This is a genomic window from Azospirillum endophyticum (genome assembly GCF_016595245.1).
Classification (GTDB): domain Bacteria; phylum Pseudomonadota; class Alphaproteobacteria; order Azospirillales; family Azospirillaceae; genus Azospirillum; species Azospirillum endophyticum.
The window spans coordinates 210,889-234,558 of the sequence record NZ_JAENHM010000035.1 but is presented as its reverse complement, the minus strand read 5'-3'; the positions used below and the strand labels follow the sequence as shown (position 1 = coordinate 234,558).

Annotated in this window: 20 protein-coding genes; 11 read left to right on the top strand and 9 right to left on the bottom strand. The window is 70.4% G+C overall.

Annotation, left to right across the window (positions count from 1 at the left end; translation table 11 throughout):
• Positions 1–212 precede the first annotated feature (212 nt).
• The 4 genes from JHL17_RS12930 to JHL17_RS12915 all read left to right on the top strand — a co-directional run bounded on the left by JHL17_RS12930 (position 213) and on the right by JHL17_RS12915 (position 8,963).
• On the top strand, positions 213–929 hold the full coding sequence (locus JHL17_RS12930) for a LuxR C-terminal-related transcriptional regulator (RefSeq protein WP_200193657.1): 717 nt from the start codon (positions 213–215) through the stop codon (positions 927–929).
• Between the two features lie 200 nt (positions 930–1,129).
• On the top strand, positions 1,130–2,824 hold the full coding sequence (locus tag JHL17_RS12925; protein WP_200193656.1) for a hypothetical protein: 1,695 nt from the start codon (positions 1,130–1,132) through the stop codon (positions 2,822–2,824).
• Positions 2,824–6,219, top strand: a complete 3,396-nt coding sequence (locus JHL17_RS12920; protein ID WP_200193654.1) for a PAS domain S-box protein — start codon at positions 2,824–2,826, stop codon at positions 6,217–6,219. Before JHL17_RS12925 ends, JHL17_RS12920 begins: the two co-directional genes overlap by 1 nt.
• Before the next feature lie 674 nt (positions 6,220–6,893).
• Positions 6,894–8,963: a methyl-accepting chemotaxis protein gene (locus tag JHL17_RS12915; protein ID WP_247893502.1), complete on the top strand. Its 2,070-nt coding sequence runs from the start codon at positions 6,894–6,896 to the stop codon at positions 8,961–8,963.
• A gap of 18 nt (positions 8,964–8,981) precedes the next feature.
• On the opposite strand, the gene JHL17_RS12910 is transcribed toward JHL17_RS12915, so the two are convergent.
• Both JHL17_RS12910 and JHL17_RS12905 read right to left on the bottom strand, forming a co-directional pair.
• Positions 8,982–9,737, bottom strand: coding sequence for a ChrR family anti-sigma-E factor (locus tag JHL17_RS12910; protein WP_200193652.1), 756 nt, complete (start codon positions 9,735–9,737; stop codon positions 8,982–8,984).
• Positions 9,734–10,429, bottom strand: a complete 696-nt coding sequence (locus JHL17_RS12905) for a sigma-70 family RNA polymerase sigma factor (RefSeq protein WP_200193650.1) — start codon at positions 10,427–10,429, stop codon at positions 9,734–9,736. Before JHL17_RS12905 ends, JHL17_RS12910 begins: the two co-directional genes overlap by 4 nt.
• A 227-nt stretch (positions 10,430–10,656) precedes the next feature.
• On the opposite strand from JHL17_RS12905, the gene JHL17_RS12900 reads away from it, so the two are divergent.
• Genes JHL17_RS12900 through JHL17_RS12890 form a run of 3 tightly spaced genes read left to right on the top strand, consistent with a single transcriptional unit; the run spans position 10,657 to position 14,154 of the window.
• Positions 10,657–12,039 carry an NAD(P)/FAD-dependent oxidoreductase gene (locus JHL17_RS12900; protein ID WP_200193648.1) on the top strand — a complete coding sequence of 461 codons (1,383 nt, stop codon included), beginning with the start codon at positions 10,657–10,659 and terminating at the stop codon, positions 12,037–12,039.
• A complete protein-coding gene (locus tag JHL17_RS12895; RefSeq protein WP_200193646.1) occupies positions 12,039–12,860 on the top strand; it encodes a DUF1365 domain-containing protein in 822 nt (273 codons plus the stop codon). The genes JHL17_RS12900 and JHL17_RS12895 overlap by 1 nt, the downstream gene beginning before the upstream one ends.
• A gap of 49 nt (positions 12,861–12,909) precedes the next feature.
• Positions 12,910–14,154: an SAM-dependent methyltransferase gene (locus JHL17_RS12890; RefSeq protein ID WP_200193644.1), complete on the top strand. Its 1,245-nt coding sequence runs from the start codon at positions 12,910–12,912 to the stop codon at positions 14,152–14,154.
• On the opposite strand, the gene JHL17_RS12885 is transcribed toward JHL17_RS12890, so the two are convergent.
• The gene (locus JHL17_RS12885) at positions 14,079–14,600 is read right to left on the bottom strand and encodes a nuclear transport factor 2 family protein (protein WP_200193642.1); all 522 of its coding nucleotides are present in this window, start codon (positions 14,598–14,600) and stop codon (positions 14,079–14,081) included. The genes JHL17_RS12890 and JHL17_RS12885 overlap by 76 nt on opposite strands.
• Before the next feature lie 87 nt (positions 14,601–14,687).
• Positions 14,688–14,942 (bottom strand): hypothetical protein, encoded by a 255-nt coding sequence (locus JHL17_RS12880; RefSeq protein ID WP_200193640.1) that lies wholly within the window; start codon positions 14,940–14,942, stop codon positions 14,688–14,690.
• A 387-nt stretch (positions 14,943–15,329) separates the two neighbouring features.
• On the opposite strand from JHL17_RS12880, the gene exbB reads away from it, so the two are divergent.
• The 3 genes from exbB to JHL17_RS12865 are packed head-to-tail and all read left to right on the top strand — an operon-like array spanning position 15,330 to position 17,565.
• Positions 15,330–16,265, top strand: a complete 936-nt coding sequence (exbB, locus tag JHL17_RS12875; protein WP_247893501.1) for a tonB-system energizer ExbB — start codon at positions 15,330–15,332, stop codon at positions 16,263–16,265.
• Positions 16,266–16,270: 5 nt separating this feature from the next.
• Positions 16,271–16,699 (top strand): TonB system transport protein ExbD, encoded by a 429-nt coding sequence (exbD, locus tag JHL17_RS12870; protein WP_200193638.1) that lies wholly within the window; start codon positions 16,271–16,273, stop codon positions 16,697–16,699.
• On the top strand, positions 16,696–17,565 hold the full coding sequence (locus tag JHL17_RS12865) for an energy transducer TonB (RefSeq protein WP_200193636.1): 870 nt from the start codon (positions 16,696–16,698) through the stop codon (positions 17,563–17,565). Before exbD ends, JHL17_RS12865 begins: the two co-directional genes overlap by 4 nt.
• 198 nt (positions 17,566–17,763) lie before the next feature.
• Here the strand turns inward: JHL17_RS12865 and JHL17_RS12860 are convergent, their stop codons facing one another.
• The 4 genes from JHL17_RS12860 to JHL17_RS12845 form a co-directional block, all read right to left on the bottom strand.
• Complete coding sequence (locus JHL17_RS12860) at positions 17,764–18,258, bottom strand: hypothetical protein (protein ID WP_200193634.1); 495 nt, start codon at positions 18,256–18,258, stop codon at positions 17,764–17,766.
• 126 nt (positions 18,259–18,384) lie between these two features.
• Positions 18,385–19,083, bottom strand: coding sequence for a phosphatase PAP2 family protein (locus JHL17_RS12855; protein ID WP_345773795.1), 699 nt, complete (start codon positions 19,081–19,083; stop codon positions 18,385–18,387).
• A 77-nt stretch (positions 19,084–19,160) separates the two neighbouring features.
• Positions 19,161–20,126, bottom strand: coding sequence for a D-2-hydroxyacid dehydrogenase family protein (locus tag JHL17_RS12850; RefSeq protein ID WP_200193632.1), 966 nt, complete (start codon positions 20,124–20,126; stop codon positions 19,161–19,163).
• Between the two features lie 15 nt (positions 20,127–20,141).
• The gene (locus tag JHL17_RS12845; protein WP_200193630.1) at positions 20,142–21,134 is read right to left on the bottom strand and encodes a phosphoribosylaminoimidazolesuccinocarboxamide synthase; all 993 of its coding nucleotides are present in this window, start codon (positions 21,132–21,134) and stop codon (positions 20,142–20,144) included.
• 103 nt (positions 21,135–21,237) lie between these two features.
• On the opposite strand from JHL17_RS12845, the gene JHL17_RS12840 reads away from it, so the two are divergent.
• A complete protein-coding gene (locus JHL17_RS12840; RefSeq protein WP_200193628.1) occupies positions 21,238–22,029 on the top strand; it encodes a 4'-phosphopantetheinyl transferase family protein in 792 nt (263 codons plus the stop codon).
• A 141-nt stretch (positions 22,030–22,170) separates the two neighbouring features.
• On the opposite strand, the gene JHL17_RS12835 is transcribed toward JHL17_RS12840, so the two are convergent.
• Positions 22,171–23,598, bottom strand: coding sequence for a S41 family peptidase (locus tag JHL17_RS12835; RefSeq protein WP_200193627.1), 1,428 nt, complete (start codon positions 23,596–23,598; stop codon positions 22,171–22,173).
• Positions 23,599–23,670: the final 72 nt, after the last annotated feature.

Below are 23,670 nucleotides of genomic sequence, written 5' to 3'. Positions count from 1 at the left end.
GGTCCGCGACGCACTGGCTGCCATTCCAGCCAACCCATGAACAAGACAGTTGCTCATCCCGTGGTCGCCGCAAGGTGGGATCCGATGCGGAGGCGGAAATATGACCGGCGTGAAATGTGGAGAAGCCACGAAAACTTAAGATTTCGGAAGGTATAAAGGAGATTAACGATACCATGGGGTGAGCGGTTGCCGAGGGTGGCGGAGGCTGGTCGATGAAGATTCTGGTCGCGGACGACCATCCCCTGTTTCGGGATGCGCTTGAGCTGTCGGTCCGTCAGGCATGGCCCGACGCGGAGGTCGGATGCATCGGATCGCTTCTGGAATTGCCGACAGAGGCGGCTGACGGCTTGGCCGCCGCTGCCATGCGCTATGACCTGATCGTTCTGGACTGGCGCATGCCCGGTGCGGAGGGAAGCAATCCGATCGATGTGCTCCGCCGCTCGGGCATCCAGGGCCCGGTCGCGGTCGTCACGGGGGCGGAGGACTCGCTGACCGCCCTGGAGGTGCTGCGTTGCGGCGCCGACGCTTTCCTGCCGAAGACCACGCCGCGCCGCGTCCTGGCCCAGGCCCTGCGTCTGGTGGCGGAAGGCGGCAGCTTCGTGCCGAAATGCGTGGCGCTCGACCTGATGCACATGACCGAGCTGTCTCTCGACGTCGACGAAGCGGATGAGGCCGAGGGAACGGCGTCGGAGGGTGAAGGGGCGCCGTCGTCCCCCTTGACCGACCGGGAGGGTCAGGTGCTGTCGATGCTTGCCACCGGTGCCACCAACAAGGAGATCGGGCGGAATCTCGGCCTCCAGGAGGTGACGGTCAAGCTGCACACCCGGCGCATCCTGCGCAAGCTGGGCGCCCGCAACCGTACCGATGCGGTGCGCCGTGCCCAGCAGGCCGGCCTGCTTTCCCGCAGTCTCGATGTGGCGTCGCCCTGATCCATGGCGTCGGAGCATCCTGCCCGTCGTCGATCCCGGCGGCTGAACCCGGGGCGGGACCGGCGCGGGACGATCGTATAGGGCTGCTCCCAGCAGCATGCTCCCTTCCTTTCTGCTAGGATCCCTTCGTCCGGTCATATGCCTTCGCCCAGCGCGGCAGAGACGGGCGCAGCCGCAAACGCCCGTATTGCGAGTCGCCGATGAGCCCATCCGACCCTTTCCCGTCCCGGCCGGCCGTGCCGTCGGCTTCGCCCGTGTCCGATGGCCGCCCGGCCGGCGGCCGGGCGGCGCCGGTGCTCGCCGCGCTGGGCGGTGCGGCGGTCCTGCTCCTGTCCGCGCTCGACCCGGTCCGCGATGCGATCCCCTGGGCGCTTCCGCTGCTGGCCGCCGGCAGCGGTGCCGCGGCCGGGCTGATGCTTCTGTCGGTTCGGAGAGCGCACCGCCGATCCTCCGGCCGGGAGGGGCTGCAGCGGCCCGACGCGGCAGTCGGCCCGGCATCGTCGCCGACCCCTTCGGCAGTGGGGAAATCCGAAGCGGATGCCGTCCGCATCGCCGCATTGGAGGAGGCGCTGCGGGAAAAGGACCGGCAGATGTCCCAAAGGTTGCGCAGTCAGCAGATCGCGGCGATGGATGCCCGTGCCGAACTCGCCGGCGCCATCGTCCATGACATGAACAATGCGCTGGGCGCGGTCGCCGGTTATGCCGACTTTCTCGTCAGCGACCTTCCGTCCGGTTCGCCCCAGGCCGACTATGCCAGCCGGGTCGTCACGGCGGTCGACCGCGTCCGCCCCGGCCTCCGCGGACTGGTGTCGGCCGCCAGGATGGAGCCGGTCCCCTTGAAGACCGAGCGGGCCGCCCATGTGCTGGACGAGGCCGCGACGATCCTGCGCAAGGTTCCGACGCCGCCGGGCAGCCTCGCCGTGCGCAATGACGCCGGCACGCCCGACCCCATCTGCAACGCCGATCTGCTGGCCCGGACGCTGGCCGGTCTGGCGGCGGAGATCCTTGCCGCCACCGGCCGGGGCGGCGAGGCCCGGCTCTGCCTGCGGACCGCCGCCTACGGATCCTTTCGGGCGGGTCAAGCGGGTCAGGTGGGCGGCGATGACGAGTACGGGGATGCGGCCGATGCCGGCTGGACCGTCCGCCCGCTGCTGACGCCGCATGCCGGGCTTCACGCCCTGTTCGAACTGCGCATCGACGGCCCACCGCCGACGGACGAGGTGCTGGCCGCCCTGGTCGATCCCCTGCTGTCCGCCCGCACCTGTTACCGCCGCGGCCAGGCCGACCAGGATGAGATGGGAGGCTGGCCCGCGGCATTGGCGACGGCGCGGCGCCTTGACGGGGGTCTCAGCCTGCTGACCCACCCGGCGGAAGGCGTGGCCGTGCGGTTCCATATTCCCGCCGCGCTGCCGCCGGAGTCGGGGCCGGCGGCCTTTCCGGCGCATCTGCGCCCGCCGTCGAAGCATTGCATCACGCCGGCATACAAGGTTCTGGTCGTGGACGCCGATCCGGCGTCCGGCGATCGCTTTCAGGCCGGGCTGGAACGGCAGGGATTCGAGGTTTCGGTCTGCGACGATCTCCGCGATGCGCTGGACGTCGTCGCCGACGAGCCGGGCTTCTTCGACGCGCTGGTCATCGGCCCGGGGCTGAGCGCGCTTCCCGCCGGCGCCGCGCTGGCGGCGCGTCTGAAGGCCCTTCGCCCGGATCTGCCCTGCGTGCTCTACGGTTCGCAGGGCACCGGCCCCGGTGGCGATGGTGCCGGCGGGCCGGCGGACCTGCTGCTGCCGCTGCCAGTCGATCTGCCGCGGCTGGCGCGCGGGGTGGCGGCGCTCGCCGCCGGCGGAGCCCGGCATGCGGCCGGCGGCGGAACCGGAACAACGGGGGAGCGGCGCTGATGGGCGGACGCCTTCACCTGCACGGCTTCATCGCCGCCATCTGGACCGCGATCCTGGCGATCGCCGCCGTGCTGTGGGCTGCCGCCCTGACGCTTGCCCATTACGACGAAGCCGAGGCGCTGGCGCGGGCCGAGCGCGACAGCGGCAACCTCGCCCGGGTGGTCGCCGAGCAGGCGACCCGGACCATCGCCGAGGCCGACCAGATTCTGCAGTTCCTGATCGACGATTATCATGACCACGGCGACGCCTGGACCCCGGGTCTCCCCGACATGCTGCGCCAGGCGGTGGAGCGGTCGGGCATCCTGGTCCAGCTGGCGGTGATCGACGAGCAGGGCGACCTCGTCCATACCAGCGTGGAGGATGCGCCGACCCGCGTCCATCTGGCCGACCGCGAGCATTTCCGCGTCCATGCCGACAGGCGGGACGTCGGGCTCTACATCGGAAAGCCGGTATTCGGCCGGGCGTCGGGCAAATGGTCGATCCAGCTGACGCGGCGCATCGAGAGCCGCGCCGGCAGCTTCGCCGGGGTCCTGGTCGCCTCGATGGATCCCTTCTATTTCAGCCGCTCGCTGGAGGAGCTGGACGTCGGCCCCAACGGGGCGGTGGCGATCACCGGCACGGATGGCGTCCTACGCGCCCGCTCGCTGATGAACGACCGCATCGTCGGCCGGGATGTCGGCGAGTCGCCGATGCTGGTGATGGCCCGCCGCCAGCCCACCGGGTTCCTGCGCGGCGCCAGCGTGATCGACGGCATTCAGCGCCTCCAGTCCTTCCGGATGCTGCCCTCCTATCCGCTGGTCGTCACCGTGGCCTTCGACGAGGCGTCCTTCCTTGCCGACACCCGGCGGCGGCAGCAGGTCTATCTGCTGGCGGCCGTCTCCGGCAGCGTCATCCTGGTCGGCATGGCGCTGCTGGCGACGCGGCAGACGGCACGGCTCGCGGCACTGGCCCGGCAACTGACCCAGAGCGAGGAGCGGTTCCGCGACCAGGCGGAAACCGCTTCCGACTGGTTCTGGGAAATGGACGCCGACCTGCGCTTCTCCCATCTCGCCGGCCCCCTGGTCCCCCATATCGCCAGCGGCACCCTGCCGCTCGGCATGCGGCGGGAGGACGTGGCGCTGCGCGAACCCGGGGATGGCGCCAAATGGGAGCAGCATCGCCGGATGATGGAACGGCGGGAACCGTTCCGGAATTTCCGTTACCGGGTGATGACGGCGGCCGGCCTGCGCTATTTCAGCGTCAGCGGTCGTCCGATCTTCGATCAGGGCGGACGGTTCTGCGGTTATCGCGGCTCGGCCACCGACATCACCGAGCGCGAGCTGGCGGCCAACCGGCTGGCGTCCAGCGAGGCGCGCTACCGCGCCATGTTCGAGGCCGTCGGCCAGCCGATCGTCACCATCGACGAGCATGGCACCGTCGACGCCTTCAACCGGGCGGCGGAGCGGCTGTTCGGCTATCGCGCGGCCGACGTCGTGGGCGGGCCGATGACCCGGCTGATGCCGAGCGCAGTCGGCGCTTTGCATGACGGGCTGCTGGCGACCTACCGCGAGAGCGACAGCGCCGTCCCGCGGTCGGAGATGCGGGAACTGACCGGCCGCCGCAAGGACGGCAGCGAGTTTCCGCTGGAGGCGACGCTGGCCGGCTGGCGCGAGGGCGACCGGCGTTATGTCACCGGCGCATTGCGCGACGTCACCGCCCAGCGCGAGATCGAGGCCAGCCTGCGCCGTGCCAAGGAGGCCGCCGACCAGGCCAACCGCGCCAAGGGCGAGTTCCTGGCGACTATGAGCCACGAGATCCGCACGCCGATGAACGGCGTGCTGGGCGCGCTGGCCCTGGTGGAGGGACCGAACCTGAACGAGGAGCAGCGCCAGCTCCTGGACGTCGCCAACCGGTCGGGCAACGCGCTCTTGCAGATCATCGACGACATCCTCGACCTGTCCAAGCTGGAAGCCGGCAAGGCGGAGGTCGAGCCGATCGATTTCGAACTGCGCGCGGTTCTGGGCGACAGCATCGACCTGCTGGAGCCGGCCGCCTGCGGGCGCGGCCTGATCCTGACGCGGGAGGTGGCGGCCGCCGTCCCCGACCGCGTGCGCGCCGACCTGCGCCGCATCCGTCAGGTGCTGGTCAATCTGGTGGGCAATGCGCTGAAATTTACCCACCGCGGCGGGGTCGCCGTGCGGGTCGGGCTGGAGGGGGAGGTGGCGCCCGACGGCGCCTTCTCTCTGCGGTTCGAAGTGGCCGACACCGGAATCGGCATCCCGGAGGATGTGCAACCGACCCTGTTCCGGCGCTTCACCCAGGCCGACAGTTCCACCACGCGGCGCTTCGGCGGCACCGGGCTGGGCTTGGCGATCAGCCGCGAACTGGTGACGCTGATGGGCGGGCGCATCGGCGTGACGAGCACCGAGGGCAAGGGCAGCACCTTCTGGTTCACCATCCGCTGCCAACCCGCCGCCGACCCGTCGGCCGGGGTGCTCACCGTGCCCTGCGCACCGGAACCGGTGACGGCGGCCGGCGCGGGATCGCGGCCGTCGGCCGGCCTGCATGTGCTGGTGGCCGAGGACAACGAGATCAACCGCGACATCGTCGTCACCATGCTGCACCGCGCCGGCCACCGGGTGACGGCGGTGGAGGACGGATTGCAGGCGGTACGCTTGGTGGAGGAGGGCGGTTTCGACCTCGTCCTGATGGATGTGCAGATGCCGGTGATGGACGGGGTCACCGCCACCCGGCACATCCGCGCCATGCCGGGCGAGGCCGCGGGCCTTCCCATCGTCGCGCTGACCGGCAACGTCATGCCGGGCCACCGTGCCGAATATCTCGCCGCCGGCATGACCGCCTATCTGACGAAGCCCATCGTATCGGCCGATTTGTTCGACGTGCTGGCGACGGTGGCCGGCTCGCGCGCGGCGGCCGTTCCGTCACCGCTCCCCCCGGTGCAACCCGGTGCCTGGGCGCCATCCGCCGTGCCGGAGGCGGGGCTTTGGCGCGCGGCGCCCCTGTTGGATGTGGGACAGGCCGATTCCCTGCGCGCGGTCATCGGCGACGAGGCCTGGGTGCAGACGGTGACCGCCTTCCGGCGAACCGTGGCCGACGGCGTGGCCGCCATCCGCAATGCGGCTGTCCGGGATGTGGTCGGGCAGCCTGGGGAGAGTGCCGCGGTGCCGCTCGTCCGCATCGCCCACACCCTGAAGGGAACGGCGGCCAATATCGGTGCCGTGCGCCTGAGCCGTCTGGCCTCCCTGCTGGAGCAGCGGGCGCAGGGCGATGGGAACTGGCCGGCCGGCGATCCGCTAACCGAAGCCTTGGGGCCCGTTGCCGATGCCACCCTGGACGCGCTGTCGTCCGGTTTGCAGCCGATGGCCGAGGCCGGGGTGGAGCACGCCGAGGCCTGATGGCAGGGACAGGACGTCCCGACTTCTGCCCCTGCTATCGTCGCGACGGTTGCTGCGCGGGTATATGCGCGCGAAGCCAAGCCCCAAGGCCACGGTCCTGCGCCGTCATCCATTCCCGCGAGGGAGTCTGTGAAGAAATCGGTGACTCGCTGAGAGAAGCCTCAAGTTCGAACCACGTCGCGTTGGATCGCATCCTGCGCTTCCCTCGGCCGTCATTCCCGCGAAGGCGGGAATCCAGTCTTCACAAGCACTTGTGTTGGAAATCCTGGTTCCTCGCCTCCGCGGGGATGACGAGTGGGAGATGTGCACGCCTGCCAGATCAGAGCTTTCTCCTATAAATTCGATTTCTTCACAGGCTCGAGGGAGGGGGAGCCAGGTTTCCGGTCCAAGCATTGGAAATATCAGGGTTCCAGCCCATCGCGGGAACGACGATGGAGCGAGCGGATCCGGGTGGACAAAATTTTTGGTCACCATCAAGGCAACAGAACATGCTTTGACAAACTGCTTTATTTCCAAAAGACAATTGCAGTATTTCTGAATAAAAAGCGCGACTAAATGACGCACCACTTCGTCATGTTCGCTGTTTGCGTCATCAATGTGATTTATGAGTACTATATTATTCAGTATTCGACTTTTGTCGATCGTTCTTACTCTTAACCATTGAAGTCATAATCATGATGGCTGCCGGCAAGATTCTCCACATCATCTCGATCCGGGCAAAGGTGGTGGCAGTGGCGGTATTCGTCTTCGCCGCGGTCGGCCTGTCCTCCGTCCTCACCATCCGCGACATGGGCCGGCAGACCGACCACCTCTCCGAAGTCCAGCGCAACACGCGCGACGTGGTCGGCGGGGTCATCCCCCTCGTCTCGCTGGTCGCGGAGATCCGGTTCGACGTGGTGCAGACCCAGCAGTGGCTGACCGACGTTTCCGCCACCCGCGGGCTGGACGGGATGAACGACGGCCCGGAAAAGGCGGCCGACTATGCCCGCCGTTTCGAGGAGAACACCGCCAGGGCCACGGACTTGGCGCGGGCTTTGAACCTGCCCCAGGTGGTCATCGAGATCGAGCGGACCCACAAGGCCTTCGCCCCCTATTACGACATGGGCCGGCGCATGGCTCAGGCCTATGTCGACGGCGGTCCTGCGGCCGGCAACCCGATCATGGGCCAGTTCGACGGTGTCGCAGACGCCATGGGCGACAGCCTGGAAGCGCTGGGCGCCAGCGTGGTCGCGGTCAGCGCGGACCGGCTGAAGGACCTTACCGGCGGCATCGAGGCGGTGCGGGAGGCTGCGGACGGGCTGCGTTCGACCCTGACCGGCGCCGGGCTTGCCATCCTGCTGATGGCGGTGGCCTGCGTGGTGTTCCTGGAGGCGGCGATGATCCGCCCGATGGAGCGGCTGCGCGGCGCCATGGCGGCGCTTGCCGGCGGCAAGTTGGATGTCGGGATCGGGCTGGCGGAGCGCCGGGACGAGATCGGCCAGATGGCCGACACCGTCCGCATCTTCCGGGAAGGCGCGCGGGAGAATGCCCGGCTGCGCGCCGACCAGGAGGAGACCCGCCGCCGCGGCGAGGAGGAGCGGCGCCAAGCGCTGGAGGCGATGGCGGAGAAGGTGGAGCGGGAGACCCGCGTCGCCGTCGACCATGTGGCGGAGCGGACCGCGCGCATGAGCGGCAATGCCGGTGCCATGGCCATGTCGGCGGTGCAGGTCAGCGACAATGCGCAGAGCGTCGCGGTCGCCGCCGCACAGGCCCTGGGCAATGCCGAAACCGTCGCCGCCGCGACGGAGGAACTGTCGGCCTCGATCCGCGACATCGGGATGCAGGTGTCCGCCGCCGCCCGGGTCACCGGGCGCGCGGTCGAACGGGCCGGGCTCGCCCAATCCACCATCGAACGGCTGTCGGCTTCGGTCGAGCGCATCGGCGCGGTCGCCCGTCTGATCGGCGACATCGCCAGCCAGACCAATCTGCTGGCGCTCAATGCCACCATCGAGGCGGCTCGGGCCGGCGATGCCGGGCGCGGCTTCGCCGTCGTGGCGAACGAGGTGAAGAGCCTCGCCAGCCAGACCGCCCGCTCGACCGAGGAGATCGGCTCGCTGATCGCCGAGGTGGAGACGGTGACGGCATCGGCGGTCGGTGCCGTCGGCGAGGTATCGGAAACCATCGACCAAGTGGCCGGGATTTCCTCCTCCATCGCCGCCGCGGTGGAGGAGCAGGCGGCGGCGACCCAGGAGATCGCCCGCTCCGTCAGCCAGACCAGCGACGCGGCGAAGGAGGTTTCGTTGCGCATCGGCCGCGTCTCCGCCGAAGCCGACGGCACCCAGAGCCGCGCCGACGAGGTGCGGGCGGTCGCCGCCGATGTCGCCGGCGGCATCGACTCCCTGCGCAACATGCTGATCCGGGTGGTCCGCACCGCCACCGCCGACGTCGACCGCCGCCGCCGCCCGCGCTTCGCCCTGTCGGTCGGCTGCGGGCTGGAGGTCGCCGGCGCCGGCCCGATGCGGGCCGCCGTCGCCAACCTGTCGGCGGGCGGCGCCATGCTGACCGGCGTCCCCGACCACGTGACCGGCGGTGCGCTGACCCTGCGCATCGATGGGGTTTCCCGCCCGCTCGCCGCCCGGATCAAGTCCGGCGGGCAGGGCCGGCTGCATGTGAAGTTCGACCTCTCCGACACCGACCAGCAGGCGTTCGACCGCGAGGTGGAGCGGTTGACGCAAGGTCTGGCGCCGATGGCCGCGGTGGCGTGAGCGCGCGGCGCGCTGAGCCTACAGGCCGATGAAGGGCTGCATCAGCCGTCCCATCAGCCCGGTGAAGCGCAGCGGCGCATCCGTCGCGATCAGGCAGATGCAGTCGCGGTGGCTGTCGGCGATGGGCTGGTGGCGGGTATGGCCGTCGGCCTCCGCCAGATCGCCGGGGCCGTAGCGGCCGAGTTCGTCGGAAAAATGGCCGCTCAGCACCATGGTCAGTTCCAGCCCGCCATGCCCGTGATGGGGGAGGGCGGTGCCGGGGGCGATGCGCAGAAGCTGGGCTGCCCCACCCGACGAGGTGCGGGGCAGCAGTTCCACCCGGCGCACGCCGGGGGCAAGGCGCTGCCAAGCCAGCCCGTCCAGTCCGGCAGTCGACATCACATAGGCGCGCAACGGCCGCGGCAGGGCTGGAACCGGCAGGGGATCGGGTGCGGCGATAGGGGCGGCGGGGAAAGGGGTCCTGCTCCGCGGCGGCCTGAGGCGTGCGGCCGTGCAGGGATTGGCCGGCGCCTCCTCCCGGTCCAGGCGGGCGAGCGTGGCGGACAGCGACAGGGTTTCCAGCGGAGCCGGCGGCAAATCCTCCAGCAGGGCGCCGCCCAGCGCCTCCACCTCCGCCAGGACGGTGCGGCAGTCCGGGCAATGGGCGAGATGGACGGCGACGGCGAGCGACAGCCCCTCTCCCAGGCAGCCCGCGCCATACGCCACCAGCAGGGCATCGCTCGGGTGGTGGTTCGGCAGGACGGCTGGGCGGGCGGTGGCTTGGGCATCGGTCATCGGTCGTCGTCTCCCAGCGCCTTGCGGATCTTGGCCATCGCCAGGCGCAGGCGCGATTTCACGGTGCCCAGCGGCACGTCCAGCCGTTCCGCGATGGCCGGATGGGCGAGGTCGGCGAAGAAGGACAGCCGCACGACCTCCGCCTGCTCCGGCGTCAGCGACGCCAGTGCGCCACGCAGCCGGCGGGCGCGGCGGTCGCAGTCCAGCAGGTCGTCGGCACGCGGACCGTCGTCCTCATGCTCCAGCAACTCGTCGTCCGACACCTCCGGGTGGCGTTCCCGCCGCAGCACGTCGATGCGCAGGTTGCGGGCGATGGTGAAGACCCAGGCCGCCGCTTCGGCCTTCGCCGGGTCGTAGAGCGATGCCTTGCGCCACACCGACAACATGGTGTCCTGCGCCAGATCCTCCGCCCGCTGCGTCGGCAGGCCGAGCTTCAGCATGTAGGCTTTCACCCGCGGGGCGAAATGGGCGAACAGGCGGGCGAAGGCCGCCCGGTCGCCCGCCGCCACCGCGACCAGATCGGCGGATAGCCGTGCCGCCGGATCGGCGGCCGGATCGGCGGCCGGATCGGCGGCCGGATCGACGCAGGCACCGGCGGGCAGCGCGCCACCCGGCAGCGCGCCACCCGGCCCGGTGCTTGTCCGGTCCGGGCCGGCGGCATGCGTCAGAAGGGAGGCCAAGGGGGCGATCATGGCCAGGATACGCCGGCGCCTCCGCTTCGGATCACCGCCTGCGCGTCTTTTCGCCGCCGGCCTTCGGCGCATTTCGCCGGACGGCCCGAAAGCGCGGGTGCGGCGATGATCCGTCCGTGATCGGCCGCCGTATCTTCGATCACACGCCGCCTCCGGCCATTTCGGGTAGGGTACGGATCAGGACACCGCCGGGACCTCCCGACCAGACTTCCCAACAGGGCCGCCCGATGCCGCTTTCTCCGCCCGAATCGACCTTCCCGGCCCCGCTCGACATCGCGGTGGTCGGTGCCGGCATCGCCGGGCTGTCGGCGGCCTGGCTGCTGTCGAAGGCGCACCGCGTCACCCTGTACGAGAAGGAGGACCGGGCGGGCGGCCACGCCAACACGGTGGAGGCCGACGGCGCCGGCCCGGTCGATGCCGGCTTCATCGTCTACAACGAGCCCTGCTATCCCAATCTTGTCGCCCTGTTCGACCATCTCGGCGTGCGGACGCGGGCGACGGACATGAGCTTCTCGGCCTCGCTGGACGGCGGGCGGGTGGAGTATGCCGGCAGCTCACCCGCAACCCTGTTCGCGCAGAAGCGCAATTTGCTGCGCCCGCGCTTCTGGCGGATGATCGCCGACCTGCTGCGTTTCTATCGCGAGGCGCCGGGGCTGCTGGCGGATCCGGTGGCGGAGACGCTGACGCTGGGGGACGTCCTGGACCGCGGCGGCTATTCCGACGCGTTCGTCCGCGACCATCTGCTGCCGATGGCCGCGGCGATCTGGTCCAGCCCGGCGGAGGCGATGCGCGACCATCCCGCCGCCGCCTTCCTCCGGTTCTGCGACAACCACGGTCTGCTGAAGGTCAGGGGCCGGCCGGTCTGGCGCACGGTGGAGGGCGGCAGCCGCAGCTATGTCGAGCGCATGCTGGCCGACATGCCAGGCGCTTTGCGCCTGAATTGCGCGGTCGAGGGGATTGCCCGCGAGCAGGGCCGCGTCCTGCTGCGTGACCGTCGCGGAGCGGTGCGCACCCATGACCATGTCGTGCTCGCCACCCATGCCGATCAGGCGCTGGCCCTGCTGGAGGATGCGGGAGAGGAGGAGCGCCGGCTGCTGGGCGCCTTCGGCTACGAGCGCAACCTCGCCATCCTGCACACCGATGCCGGGTTGATGCCCAAGCGCCGGGCGGTGTGGTCGAGCTGGAACTATCTGGCCGAGCGGACCGGCGACGGGAACGACAGCGGGCATGACGCCGTGTGCGTCACCTATTGGATGAACCGGCTGCAGGGTTTCCTGCCGCGCGAGCGCGATTTGTTCGTCACGCTGAACCCGGTCCGCCCGCCGCGCGAGGGCAGCATCCTGCGCAGCGCGCTCTACGACCATCCCATCTTCGGCATGGCGGCGCTGGCGGCGCAGAAGCGGCTGTGGAGCCTGCAGGGCCGGCAGCGGACCTGGTTCGCCGGCTCCTATTTCGGCGCCGGTTTCCACGAGGACGGGGCGCAGGCGGGGCTGGCGGTGGCGGAGGCGCTGGGCGGCCTGCGTCGGCCCTGGACGGTGCCGGACCCATCCGGCCGCATCCATCTGGGAGCGATGCCGGCGGCCCGTGCCGCCGAACTGGAATCCGCGTGATGGAGGAGCGGCGCTTCGCCTCCGGCCTCTATGTCGGCACGGTGATGCATCACCGGGTCAAGCCGGTGCGGCACCGCCTGTCCTACCGGGTGTTCAGCCTGCTGGCCGATCTGGACGAGCTTCCCCGGCTGGACCGCGAGCTGCGGCTGTTCGCCCACAACCATCTCGGGCTGCTCGGCTTCCAAGACCGCGACTTCGGGCCGCTGGACGGGACGGGCTCCGGCTTGAAGGGATGGGCCGAAGGCCAGCTCGCCGCGGCCGGGATCGAGGGGGGCGGGGCGGTCCGGCTGCTGTGTTTCCCGCGGGTGCTCGGCTTCGTCTTCAACCCGCTCTGCGTCTGGTTCTGCCACCGCCGGGACGGATCGCTCGCCGCCGTCATCCATGAGGTGACCAACACCTTCGGCCAGCGCCACGCCTATCTGATCCCGGCAGCGCCCGGGCCGGACGGGCTGGTGCGCCAGCGCTGCGACAAGGGCTTCTACGTCTCGCCCTTCCTGGACATGGAGACCACCTATCATTTCCGCATCCGCCCGCCCGGCGGGCAGGCGGGAGAGCCGCTGGCGGTGTCGATTCGCCAGACCGACGCGGCGGGACCGGTGCTGCATGCGGCACTGACCGCGACGCGGGTGGAGCTGACCGACGGGGCCATCCTGGGTGCCTGGATCCGACATCCGCTGATGACGGCCAAGGTGGTTGCCGCTATCCATTGGGAGGCGCTGCATCTCTGGCGGAAGGGGTTGGCGATCCGCCCGCGTCCGCCGGCCCCGGCGCAGCCGGTGACCATCGTCAAAGGCGCCGGCGTGAAGGGCGCCGATCCTTGAACCAACGCCGCGGCCCGTTCCTGCCCGTTCCCGAGAAGGCTTTCCACCCATGACCGACATCGCCGCGACCGTGCCCCGACGTCACCCCCGGTGGCTGCGGCTGGTGACCGGCCGCGACCTGTGGACCGGTGCCCTGGCGAGGATGGCGGGCGGCATCCGCCGGGGCGAGCTGACCCTGCGCCTGCCCGACGGGCGGACGATGTGCGTCGGCGACCCGGCGCGGGGGCCGCGCGCCGACCTGACCCTGCTCGACGCGGTCGCGGCGCGGCGCCTGCTGCTGGGCGGCGGGGTCGGCATGGCGGAGGCCTATGGCGACGGGCTGTGGCACAGCGGCGATCTGCCGGCGCTGATCGAGCTGGCGATCCGCAACGAGGCCGCGCTGGGCGGCGGGCTGAAGGGCAGCGCCGCCATGGCGGCGGTCAACCGGCTGTTCCACCGCAGCCATGCCAACTCCCGTCGCGGCAGCCGCCGCAACATCGCCTTCCACTATGACCTGGGCAACGCCTTCTACCGGCTGTGGCTCGACCCCGGCATGACCTATTCCGCGGCCCTGTACGAGCGGGAGGGGCAGGGGCTGGAGGAGGCGCAGGACGCCAAGACCGCCCGCGTCGCCGCGTTGCTGCAGCTTCGGCCCGGCGACCGGGTGCTGGAAATCGGCTGCGGCTGGGGCGGCATGGCGGAGCATCTGGCCGGCCGCTGCGGCGCCTCGGTCGTCGGGTTGACCCTGTCGGCGGAGCAGCTGGCCTTCGCCCGCGAGCGGGTCGCGCGGTCCGGACTGGCCGACCGGGTCGATCTGCGGCTGATGGATTATCGCGATGCCGGCGGCCGCTTCGACCGCATCGTTTCCATCGAGATGATCGAGGCGGTGGGGGAGGAGCATTGGCCGTGCTATTTCACCGCCCTGCGCGACCGGCTGGTTTCCGGCGGGGCGGCGGTGGTGCAGGCGATCACCATCGACGACGCCCGGTTTCAACGCTACCGCCGCAACTGCGACTTCATCCAGCGCCACATCTTCCCCGGAGGCCTGCTGCCCTGCCCGGCAGCCCTGCGTGGCGAAGCGGAACGGGCCGGGCTGGTGGTGGAGCATGTGGAGACGTTCGGCGCCTCCTACGCCCGGACCTGCGCGGAGTGGCGGCGACGCTTTCTGGAGGCCGAGCCGCAAGTGGCGGCGCTGGGGTTCGGCGAGCGGTTCCGCCGGCTGTGGGACTATTACCTCGCCTATTGCGAGGCCGGATTCCGCGCCGGGACCATCGACGTCGGACTCTGGCGCTTCCGTCGGCCGGCGAGGGGCTGAACCGCCCCCGGCACCGCTCCCAGCCGCCGCCGGAGAATGCGCAGCGGCGCGCCCAGCAAGGGCAGGCGCAGATAGACATGCTCGCCGGAATCCCAGTGGTCGACATGCTCCGCCACCCGGCCGTCGCCGGCCTGCCGTACCTCGCTGGTGCCGATGACGTCCATCCGGCCGATGCCGGTCACCATCGCTTCGAACCGCCAGCGCAGGATCGCCAGATCGGGTGCGGGCAGCCGGTGGGTGACGGTGAAGCGCAAGTCGCGGCAGCCGTCGAGCGTGCGGGCCAGCACCGCGCGCACCGCGTCGCGCCCGCAGGCGTCGTTGAAGGGGTCGCGGAACCGCACCTCCGGCACGGTCAGCGCCGGCAGGCGGTCGAGCGTATCGTGGCCGAGGGTTTCGAGGAAGTCGGCCCAGGCGTCGAGTCCGCGGTTCCTGAGGTCGTTCGTCATGCTTCCGTCGCCTTGCACAGCAGCGGCAAGTAGACCCGATCGGGCGGGCGGCGCGCCAGCGTCGGTTGGCGGGCGGCGCCGGCCGGATCACCAGATGCGTTGGGCCAGCTGGTCGCCACGCTGGCAGAGCTCGCGCATCAACGCCCGCGCTTCGTCCTCCCCGGCCCAGCGGGCGACGGATTCGATGCCGTCGGAGGTGTCCACGGCGCCGTCGCGGCGGCCATCGGGGTCTTGCGGCATGCCGAAGACCCGTCCTGCCCGGGCCTCCACCACGGCAAAACGGCCGTCGCAGGCCACCAGCCGGAAGCTGCCCGTCTCCTCCACAATCGACACGCGACCCATTGCACCCTCCCCATCGCTCTCTCGACCGGTGGTTCAACCGCAGGGGAGGCCATAAGGTTGCGCGGCATCGGGTCGCATCGGCAGGGATCGGCTGAAATTCTCCGCGACAGCATGGCTGAATGGTGGTATTGAGAATTGTTCGCACTTGATCGCGACGGTGTTTCCAAGCCCCGATAATGTTGGCCAACCCAACGGAACCGCGGTCAAACCCGGTATAATTCCCACAAAAAACGCAAGAATCCCCGCAGGCGGCGGTCGATTTTCAGTGCGAGTGCGACTCATTCGCATTATAACCGCGTGAGGGTTCGCTCCGGAGGCATCGCTTCGGGGCCAGTCGGGTTTTTGCATCGCGCGTGGCGGACACGCGCCGAGGGGAGTTGGAGCGCCATGCCGACATCGTTTCGCCACCGTCCTGTTCTGGCTGCCGCTTTTGCCGGTGCCGGGGCTCTGATGGCCGGCGCCGCCGCCCATGCGCAGGAGGCAGCGGCTCCCGCCGCCGCCGCGCCGGTGGGGCAAGAGGCGGTCCAGGGGGCGGCGCAGGCTGTTCCGAACGCGGCCGCGGTGCTCGCCTCCCTGCCGCACGATCTGTCGCCCTGGGGCATGTTCATCACCGCCAGCCCGGTGGTGCAGGCGGTGATGGTGGGTCTGGCGCTCGCCTCGGTCATCACCTGGACCATCGCCATCGCCAAGACGGTGGAACTGTCTTCGGCCAAACGCAAGGCGCGGTCGGCGCTGGCGATGCTGGAGGAGGCGCGCTCGCTGTCGCAGGCGGCGGAGCGGGTCGGCTTCAGCCAGGGCACCGCCGCGGCGCTGGTCCGCGCGGTGGTCGCCGAAACCCACCTGTCGGCCGATGCGCCCTCGCGCGACGGTCTGATGGACCGCGCCGCCTCGCGGCTCGAGCGGCTCGAGGCGGCGGCCGGCCGGCGCATGGCGCGCGGCACCGGCATCCTCGCCACCATCGGCTCGACCGGCCCCTTCATCGGCCTGTTCGGCACGGTGTGGGGCATCATGACCAGCTTCATCGGCATCTCCAAGGCGCAGACCACCAACCTCGCCGTGGTGGCGCCGGGCATCGCCGAAGCGCTGCTCGCCACCGCCATCGGCCTGGTCGCCGCCATCCCGGCGGTGGTGGTCTACAATGCCTGTACCCGCGCCATCGGCGGGCACAAGGCGCAGCTGACCGACGCATCGGCCGCGGTGCTGCGCCTGCTGAGCCGCGACATCGACCGCCATGCGCTGCCGAGGCCGCAAACCCATGCAGCCCAGGGTCATGGATCGCCGGGCCATGCTGGGCAGGCGCACGGCAAATCCGCGGCGGAGTGACGGCGATGGGTGCGCGCCTCGGCTCCGGCAACGACGACGAACTGACCGAAACCCACGAGATCAACGTCACCCCCTTCATCGACGTCGTTCTCGTCCTGCTGATCATCTTCATGGTGGCCGCTCCGCTGGCGACGGTGGACGTGCCGGTTGACCTGCCTGCGTCCACCGCCACGCCGACGCCGCGGCCGGACAAGCCGCTGTTCCTCAGTATCCAGGCGGACAAGACGCTGTCGCTGGGCGAGACCACGACCACCAAGGAGGCGCTGGGGGCGGCGCTGGACGCCGCGACCCATGGCGACAAGACCCAGCGCGTGTTCCTGCGTGCCGACAAGACCGTCGACTACGGTGCGCTGACCGAGGTGATGAACAGCCTGCGGGCCGCCGGTTACCTGAAGATCGGCCTCGTCGGGCTGGAAGCGGCGCCGGCCCCATGAGTGCGGCCTTCGACCATGATGCGGCGGACTGGTCCGCCGACGGCGGCGAGCGTCCGGCCCGCGGCGCCTTCCGCTGGGGCGGCAGCCTGATGCTGGCGCTGGGCGTCCATGCGGCGGCCGGCGTGGCGATGGTCGCCTGGCATGTGCCGATCGCGCCGACGGATGCCGACCCGCCGGCCGTCCTGCTGGAACTGGCGCCGCTTCCGGTGACGCCGCCGGAACCGGCACCGGCCATCGACATCCCCTTGCCGGAACCGATGCCCGAGCCGGTGATCGAACCGCTTCCCGAACCGCCGCCGCCCGAACCCGAACCGGTCGTCGAGGAACCGCCACCGCCGCCGGAACCGCCACCGGTGGTCGAGCCGGAGGTGGTGCTGCCCAAGCCGCCGCCGGAACCGCCGAAGCCCAAGCCCGAGGTGAAGAAGGAAGCGCCGAAGCCCAAGCCGGAGAAGCCCAAGCCGCCGCGTCCGGTCGCCCAGCCGGTCCAGCAGGCGCAGCCGGCTCCGGTCGCCGCCCCGCCGGCCCCCGCCCCGGCTCCCGCACCGGCGGCGCCGGCCCCCTCCGCCGCGCCCAGCCGGGCGGTGCCGAGCTGGCAGGGCCGGGTGCTGAGCCATCTGGAGCGCCACAAGCGCTACCCGCGCGCCGCCCAGGCCCGCCGTCAGGAAGGGGTCGCCCAGGTCCGCTTCACCATCGACCGCGAAGGACGCGTGCTGTCGGTCCAGCTCGACCGCAGCTCCGGTTTCAGTGCCCTGGACGAGGAGACGGTGGAAATGGTCCGTCGCGCCTCCCCCCTGCCGGCCCCGCCGGAGGAGATGGCGAAGGACCGCATCGAAATGGTGGTCCCGGTCCAGTTCTTCATCCGCTGACCCGGGACCGGCGGTCATCATCGATGACCGCCGGTCTTATACCAATGCCGGAAAGTTCCGACCTTTGGCCGGGACTTTCCGGCCCCTCAGACGCCGGGCGACCCGCTTCCGCGGGCCTTGGCTTCGCGGGCATGTGCCCGCGCGGCCGCCGTCGCGGCCGTATCAGCGCCGAAAAGTCGAAACTTTTCGGCGCCGGTCTTAGTCCAGCGTCGGTTCCACCCGCCGGCCGACGCGGCGCTGTGAGTCGACGGCGGCGCGCAGGCGGTCGCGGGCGGCACCGCGGCTGCCGGAAGTGGCGGCCGGGCGCAGACCGTTCAGGGCGGCCAGGAAGTTGCTGCCGGCGCCGCCCTTCGGCTCGGAAATGCGTCGGGCGGGCAGTGCCGGCATCTCCTGGGTCACCACCTCCCGATCCGCGGACATGACCTCCGCCTCGACCGCCTTCGCCTGGGCGCGGGTTTCCTTGGCCTCCACCCGGGCACGGGCGACGATGCGTTCGCGCAGGTCGCTGTCGAGCGTGCGGAAAACGCGCGAAGCCTCGGTCAGCTCGCGCTCCTGCCCGCTGTCCAGCGTGCGCTTCAGGGCGTTCGCCAGCAGGCGGCATTCCAGCACGCCGGGCACCCGTTCGCGCTCCACCGCCCGGGCGAGGACGCCGACGGCTTCGAGGGTTTCGCGGTCGAGTGTGCCGTTCGGCATGGTGCGGCCTGATCCGAAAGGGGTAGGGTCGACACTATCGGCGGGCAAGCAGCCGTATTCAACCCGCTTGTCGACCTTTTGCGCGGCTAGCCCCTGGAGCCGTCCCGCCCCTCGATGCCCTGCCCCTCATCGTCCGACGGTCGTCTCCGGCCGGTCCTGCTCGACGGCGCCGCGGCGCTGCAGCCATTCGGCGACCATCCAGCAGAGAGCCGCCCAGGCGGCGCCGACGCTCCAGCCGGCCAGCACGTCGGTCGGCCAATGGACGCCCAGATAAACGCGGCTCGACCCGATGATGAGGGTCAGCACCATCGCCCAGCTCAGCAGATAGGCTCTGGTCCGCCGTCCCTCGACGAATTGGGTGAGCAGGGCGCCCAGCGTCAGGTAGACCACGGCCGACTGCATGGCGTGGCCGCTGGGGAAGCTGGCGGAGATCACCTCGTCGCCATGCGGCACCAGATCGGGGCGGGCGCGGTCGAACAGCATCTTCAGCACGGTGCTGAGCGTCCCGCCGCCGCCGACCGACACCAGCACCAGCAGGGCCGCCGCCCGCTTGTGCAGAAGCAGCAGGAAGCCCAGCGTCGCGACGGTGAGGATGGCGAGGATGGTGGTGCTGCCGAGCGAGGTGATGTCGCGCGCCACCCGGGCCAGCCACCAGGGACCGCCGGGCTGGTCGGGGTTCAGCGGATCGCGCAACGCCAGCAGGATGCGCTTGTCGAAGGCGGAGGTCTCGCCCTCCATCACTTCGCCGGCCAATTCGACGAAGCCGAACAACAGGCCGGCGATCACCGAGAGCCCGACGAGCATGCCCAGATGATGCCGGCTCACCCTCGTCCAGAAACCGTTCCGACCACCGCCGATCCCATCCGTCGGACTCACCGGCACCCTCCATCCCTGTTGCTCGTTCAGGCGGGAGAGAGCAGCCGCACCGGTGAGCCTGCCGTCCAGGCCAGGATGTCCTCCAGGGCGTCGCGGTAGAACACCGCGTAATTCTCCCGCGTCACATAGCCCAGATGGGGCGTCAGCACGGTGTTGGGAAGGTTAAGCCAAAGGCTGTCAGCCGGAAGAGGCTCGATGGGAAAAACGTCGATGCCGGCGCCGCCGATATGGCCGTGCCGCAGCGCATGGACCAGCGCCGCCTCGTCCACCAGCCCGGCGCGCGAGGTGTTGACGAACAGGGCGGTCGGCTTCATCGCGCCGATCTCGGCCGCACCCACCACGCCGCGGGTGCGCTCGCCCAGCACCAGATGGACGCTGACCACGTCGGAGCCGGCGAAGAGATCGTGCTTTCCGACGCGGGTCACGCCGGCTTCGGCGGCGCGTTCGTCGGTCAGGTTCGGGCTCCAGGCCACCACCTCCATGCCGAAGGCCTGGCCGACCTTGGCGACCTTGCCGCCGAGCTTGCCCAGCCCCACCAGCCCTAGCCGCTTGCCGCCGAGATCGCCGGTCAGCCCGGTCTGCCAGCGGCCCTCGCGCAGCGCCCGCTCCTCGGCCGGGATGCGCTTGGCGAGCGCCAGGATCAGGCCCCAGGTCAGTTCCGCCGTCGGCGCGCCGACCATCCGGGTGCCGCTGACCGGGATGCCGCGGGCGGCGCAGGCCTTCAGGTCGATGGCGTTGTTGCGGGCGCCGGTGGTGACCAGCAGCTTGAGGTTCGGCAGCCGGTCGATCAGCGCGGCGGGGAACGGCGTGCGTTCCCGCATGATCACCAGCACGTCGAAGGGCTCCAGCGCCGCCGCCACCGCGTCCGGATCGCCTTCTGGATTTGCCAGCGGCGTCTCGAACACCGTCAGGTCGCTGCCGTCGGGGAGCTGCGACCAGTCGGCGAGGTCGCGGGCGACCCCCTGATAGTCGTCGAGGATGGCGACGCGCATGGAGCCTGCTCTCCGTTACTTGGTGAAGTAGGGCGCCAGGTTGGCGCGGATGCGGTCCAGGACCGGGACGGCGGTGGCCGGCACCTCGAACGGGCGGCCGGTGATGGTCTCGCCGGCTTCGATGTAGACGCGGGCCGCCTCCAGGACCACGTCGCCGGGGATTTCCGGAACGTCCTGGGTGTAGGGGTCGCAGCGGGCGACGACCCAGTTGCGGACGAAGTCCTTGTCGAAGCTCTCCGGCTTTTCGCCGGCCTCGAACCGCTCCTGATAGCTGCCGGCGAACCAGTAGCGCGAGCTGTCGGGGGTGTGGATCTCGTCGGCCAGCAGGATGTTGCCGTCCTGGTCGAAGCCGAACTCGTATTTGGTGTCGACCAGGATCAGGCCGCGCTCCGCCGCCATCTTCCGGCCGCGGGCGAACAGCGCCAGCGCCTTGTCCGACACCTCGTCCCACTGGGCGCGGGTCAGCAGGTCGCGTCCGACGATCTCGGTCGCGGTCAGCTCCTCGTCATGGCCGGCGTCGAAGGCCTTGGTGGTCGGGGTGATGATGGGGGCGTCCAGCTTCTGGTTCTGGCGCAGCCCGTCGGGGAAGACGTGGCCGTACATCTCGCGCCGGCCCTGCTTGTACATCGACCAGATCGAGGTGCCGGTGGTCCCCGCCATGTAATCGCGGACCACGACCTCGACCGGCATGATGGTCAGCCGCTTCGCCACCACGACGTTGGGATCCGGATACTCAAGGACATGGTTGGCGCAGATGTCCTGTGTCGCCTCGAACCAGAAGCGGGCGGTCTGGGTCAGTACCTGCCCCTTGAAGGGGAGGGCGGTCAGGATGCGGTCGAAGGCCGACAGCCGGTCGGTGGTGATCAGGATCCGCCGCGCCCCGTCTCCCTGGTCGGGAAGGTCGTAGTTCTCGCGCACCTTGCCGCGGTAATGATTGGGCAGCTCCGGGATGAAGGCGTCGCGAAGGACGTTGGTCAGATGCGGGGCGAGCAGGGCGGTGTCAACCATGGGATCCTGGTCCGGATGCAGGGGCGGATGCGAGAGGCGCGCATGATACCCGAAACCCCTGCCGGAGCCAGGGCGCTAATTTAGGAGGGAGGATCGCTGTCCGATGCATGACGAGAGCGTCACGGTGCCGACGGGCGGGCATGCCGACGATTATGGTTTGGCGCCCGGCGTCGTCCGCGTCTGGTTCGCCGATCTGGCAGGGTTGTCGGCGCACAAGGGGGCGATGCGCGCCCTGCTGTCCGACGACGAACTGGAGCGCGCCGACCGATTCCTGATGGAGCGGCTGACCGACCGTTTCATCCTGCGCCGGGGGCTGCTGCGGCTGCTGCTGGGGCGCTGCACGGGCCGCGACCCGGCCGGGCTATGCTTCGATTACGGCACCCACGGCAAGCCGGCGCTGTCCGACGGCCCCGCCTTCAACCTCAGCGACAGCGAGGACAGCCTCGCCATCGCCGTGGCGGCGGAGGGGCGGATCGGCGTCGACATCGAGCGGCTTCGTCCCATCGAGAGCGCCGACGGCATCGCCGACCGCTTCTTCCACGCCACCGAGTGCGCTGCGTTGCGGGCGCTGGGGCCGGAGCGGCGGGACGAGGGATTCCTGTTGGCCTGGACGCGGAAGGAGGCCTTCATCAAGGCGGCCGGCGTCGGGCTGTCGATGCCGCTCGACCAGTTCGCGGTGGAGGTGACGCCCGGTGCGCCGCCGGCCCTGCTGGACATCGACGGGCGGTTGCGCGGCGATGTCGGCGTGCCGACGGACTGGAGCCTGTTCGACCGCCGCGTCCTGCCCGGCACCATCGCCGCCGTCGCGGCGCATGGCACCGGCTGGACGGTGGAGACGCGGGTGATCGACTCCTCCCTCTCCCCCCCGCTCACGCGCAAACGAAGTTTGCGCTGACGCGACAGGCGGATCGAAGATCCGCCGAAAGCGGGGAGAGGGTCGGGGTGAGGGGGATGCACCGCGTGTCTTCCCAAGAAGCCTCGCCGCGGGTCCCCCTCACCCTAACCCTCTCCCCGGGGGGGGAGGGGATTTTCCGGCTCATTCCCCGCCGGCGAGCGTGCCGGTCAGGCGGTTGCGGATGGCGGAGACGGCGCATTCCAGCGGGCGGTCGTCGTCGGGCTTGGGGGCCTTGTCCATCACGTCCGGGCACATGTCCTGCGCCAGCCAGACCTGCGGCTTCGGCGGGACCGGGGCGTTGGGATCGCAGGTGGCGGGGTCGGGGTGGGTTTCCTCGGTGCTGCCATGGGTCGGCTTGACCTCCAGGTTCGGCGAGACGCCGAAGCAGTCGACCAGCGCCCCCGACGGGCGGTAGTAGCGGGCGGTGGTCAGGCGGATGCCGGTGTCGACGCTGAGCGAGGAGATGGTCTGCACCGAGCCCTTGCCGTAGGAGCGCGAGCCGAACAGCAGCGCCCGGTGATGGTCCTGCAGGGCGCCGGCCACGATCTCCGAGGCCGAGGCCGAGCCGCTGTTGATCAGCACCACCACCGGCAGCCCGGCCATCAGGTCGCCGGGGGTACCGCGGTAGGAACGGGATTCCTCCGGGTCGCGGCCGCGGACGGAGACGATGTCGACCGCCTCCAGGAAGCGGTCGGCCACCTGCACCGCCTGCTCCAGCAGGCCGCCGGGGTTGTTGCGCAGATCGATGACGGCGCCGGTCAGCCGGCCCTTCGCCTGGCGGCGCATGTCCTCGATCGCCGAATCCAGCGCCGAGGAGGTCGACTGGTTGAAGGTGGCGATGCGGACATAGGCGACGTTGCCTTCCAGCCGGTAGCGCACGGGCTGGATCTTGACGATGGCCCGGGTCAGCGAGACGCGGGTGTTGGGCTCCGTCGACGGCGGGCGGCGGATCGACAGGGCGACCGAACTGCCGACGGGCCCCCGCATGCGGGCGACGGCATCGTGCAGGTTCAGCCCCTTCACCGCCACGTCGTCGATGCGGGCGATCAGGTCGCCGCTGCGCAGGCCGGCGCGGGCGGCCGGCGAGCCGTCGATGGGGGAGACGACCTTGATCAGGCCGCTTTCCTCGTCCATCGTCACCTCGATGCCGAGCCCGCCGAACTCGCCCTGCGTCTGTTCGCGCAGATAGCGGTAGCGTTCGGCGTCGAGGAAGCTGGAATAGGGGTCGAGCCCCCCCAGCATGCTGTCCAGCGCCGCTTCGGTCAGCATGCGGTCGCTGGCGCGCGCGTTCTCCGCCTTCTTCTTCTTCAGCCCGTCTTCCGCCTTGTCGACCAGCACCTGCGGGTCGAAGGGCTTCACATGCTCCGTCAGGACGCGGCGCATGGCGTCGGAGAAGAGGACGTAGTTGCGGTCTGCGGTGGAGAGCGAGCCGGAACCGCGGATCTTCGCGAAATCCGTCCGGTAGCGGTCGAGCGCCGCGACGGTGTCGGCACGGCTGGTGGGCGCCACGGCGCAGGCGGGGCCGATCGCCACCATCATCAGCAGCAGGGCAGCCAGCAGCTTCGCCATCCTTGGACCCTCTTGACTGGCCGATCCGGCCGGCGGTCTTACGCGCATCGTTCACTTATACCAGGGTTTCGC

Bases quoted from the DNA above. Each gene is read 5' to 3' on its own strand.
- JHL17_RS12860 (WP_200193634.1), bottom strand. From the start codon at position 18,258: ATGCCGAACGGCACACTCGACCGCGAAACCCTCGAAGCCGTCGGCGTC.
- JHL17_RS12840 (WP_200193628.1), top strand. From the start codon at position 21,238: ATGCATGACGAGAGCGTCACGGTGCCGACGGGCGGGCATGCCGACGAT.
- exbB (WP_247893501.1), top strand. From the start codon at position 15,330: ATGCCGACATCGTTTCGCCACCGTCCTGTTCTGGCTGCCGCTTTTGCC.
- JHL17_RS12890 (WP_200193644.1), top strand. From the start codon at position 12,910: ATGACCGACATCGCCGCGACCGTGCCCCGACGTCACCCCCGGTGGCTG.
- JHL17_RS12895 (WP_200193646.1), top strand. From the start codon at position 12,039: ATGGAGGAGCGGCGCTTCGCCTCCGGCCTCTATGTCGGCACGGTGATG.
- exbD (WP_200193638.1), top strand. From the start codon at position 16,271: ATGGGTGCGCGCCTCGGCTCCGGCAACGACGACGAACTGACCGAAACC.
- JHL17_RS12905 (WP_200193650.1), bottom strand. From the start codon at position 10,429: ATGATCGCCCCCTTGGCCTCCCTTCTGACGCATGCCGCCGGCCCGGAC.
- JHL17_RS12845 (WP_200193630.1), bottom strand. From the start codon at position 21,134: ATGGTTGACACCGCCCTGCTCGCCCCGCATCTGACCAACGTCCTTCGC.
- JHL17_RS12900 (WP_200193648.1), top strand. From the start codon at position 10,657: ATGCCGCTTTCTCCGCCCGAATCGACCTTCCCGGCCCCGCTCGACATC.
- JHL17_RS12930 (WP_200193657.1), top strand. From the start codon at position 213: ATGAAGATTCTGGTCGCGGACGACCATCCCCTGTTTCGGGATGCGCTT.
- JHL17_RS12835 (WP_200193627.1), bottom strand. From the start codon at position 23,598: ATGGCGAAGCTGCTGGCTGCCCTGCTGCTGATGATGGTGGCGATCGGC.
- JHL17_RS12885 (WP_200193642.1), bottom strand. From the start codon at position 14,600: ATGACGAACGACCTCAGGAACCGCGGACTCGACGCCTGGGCCGACTTC.
- JHL17_RS12850 (WP_200193632.1), bottom strand. From the start codon at position 20,126: ATGCGCGTCGCCATCCTCGACGACTATCAGGGGGTCGCCCGCGACCTC.
- JHL17_RS12920 (WP_200193654.1), top strand. From the start codon at position 2,824: ATGGGCGGACGCCTTCACCTGCACGGCTTCATCGCCGCCATCTGGACC.
- JHL17_RS12880 (WP_200193640.1), bottom strand. From the start codon at position 14,942: ATGGGTCGCGTGTCGATTGTGGAGGAGACGGGCAGCTTCCGGCTGGTG.
- JHL17_RS12910 (WP_200193652.1), bottom strand. From the start codon at position 9,737: ATGACCGATGCCCAAGCCACCGCCCGCCCAGCCGTCCTGCCGAACCAC.
- JHL17_RS12865 (WP_200193636.1), top strand. From the start codon at position 16,696: ATGAGTGCGGCCTTCGACCATGATGCGGCGGACTGGTCCGCCGACGGC.
- JHL17_RS12915 (WP_247893502.1), top strand. From the start codon at position 6,894: ATGATGGCTGCCGGCAAGATTCTCCACATCATCTCGATCCGGGCAAAG.
- JHL17_RS12925 (WP_200193656.1), top strand. From the start codon at position 1,130: ATGAGCCCATCCGACCCTTTCCCGTCCCGGCCGGCCGTGCCGTCGGCT.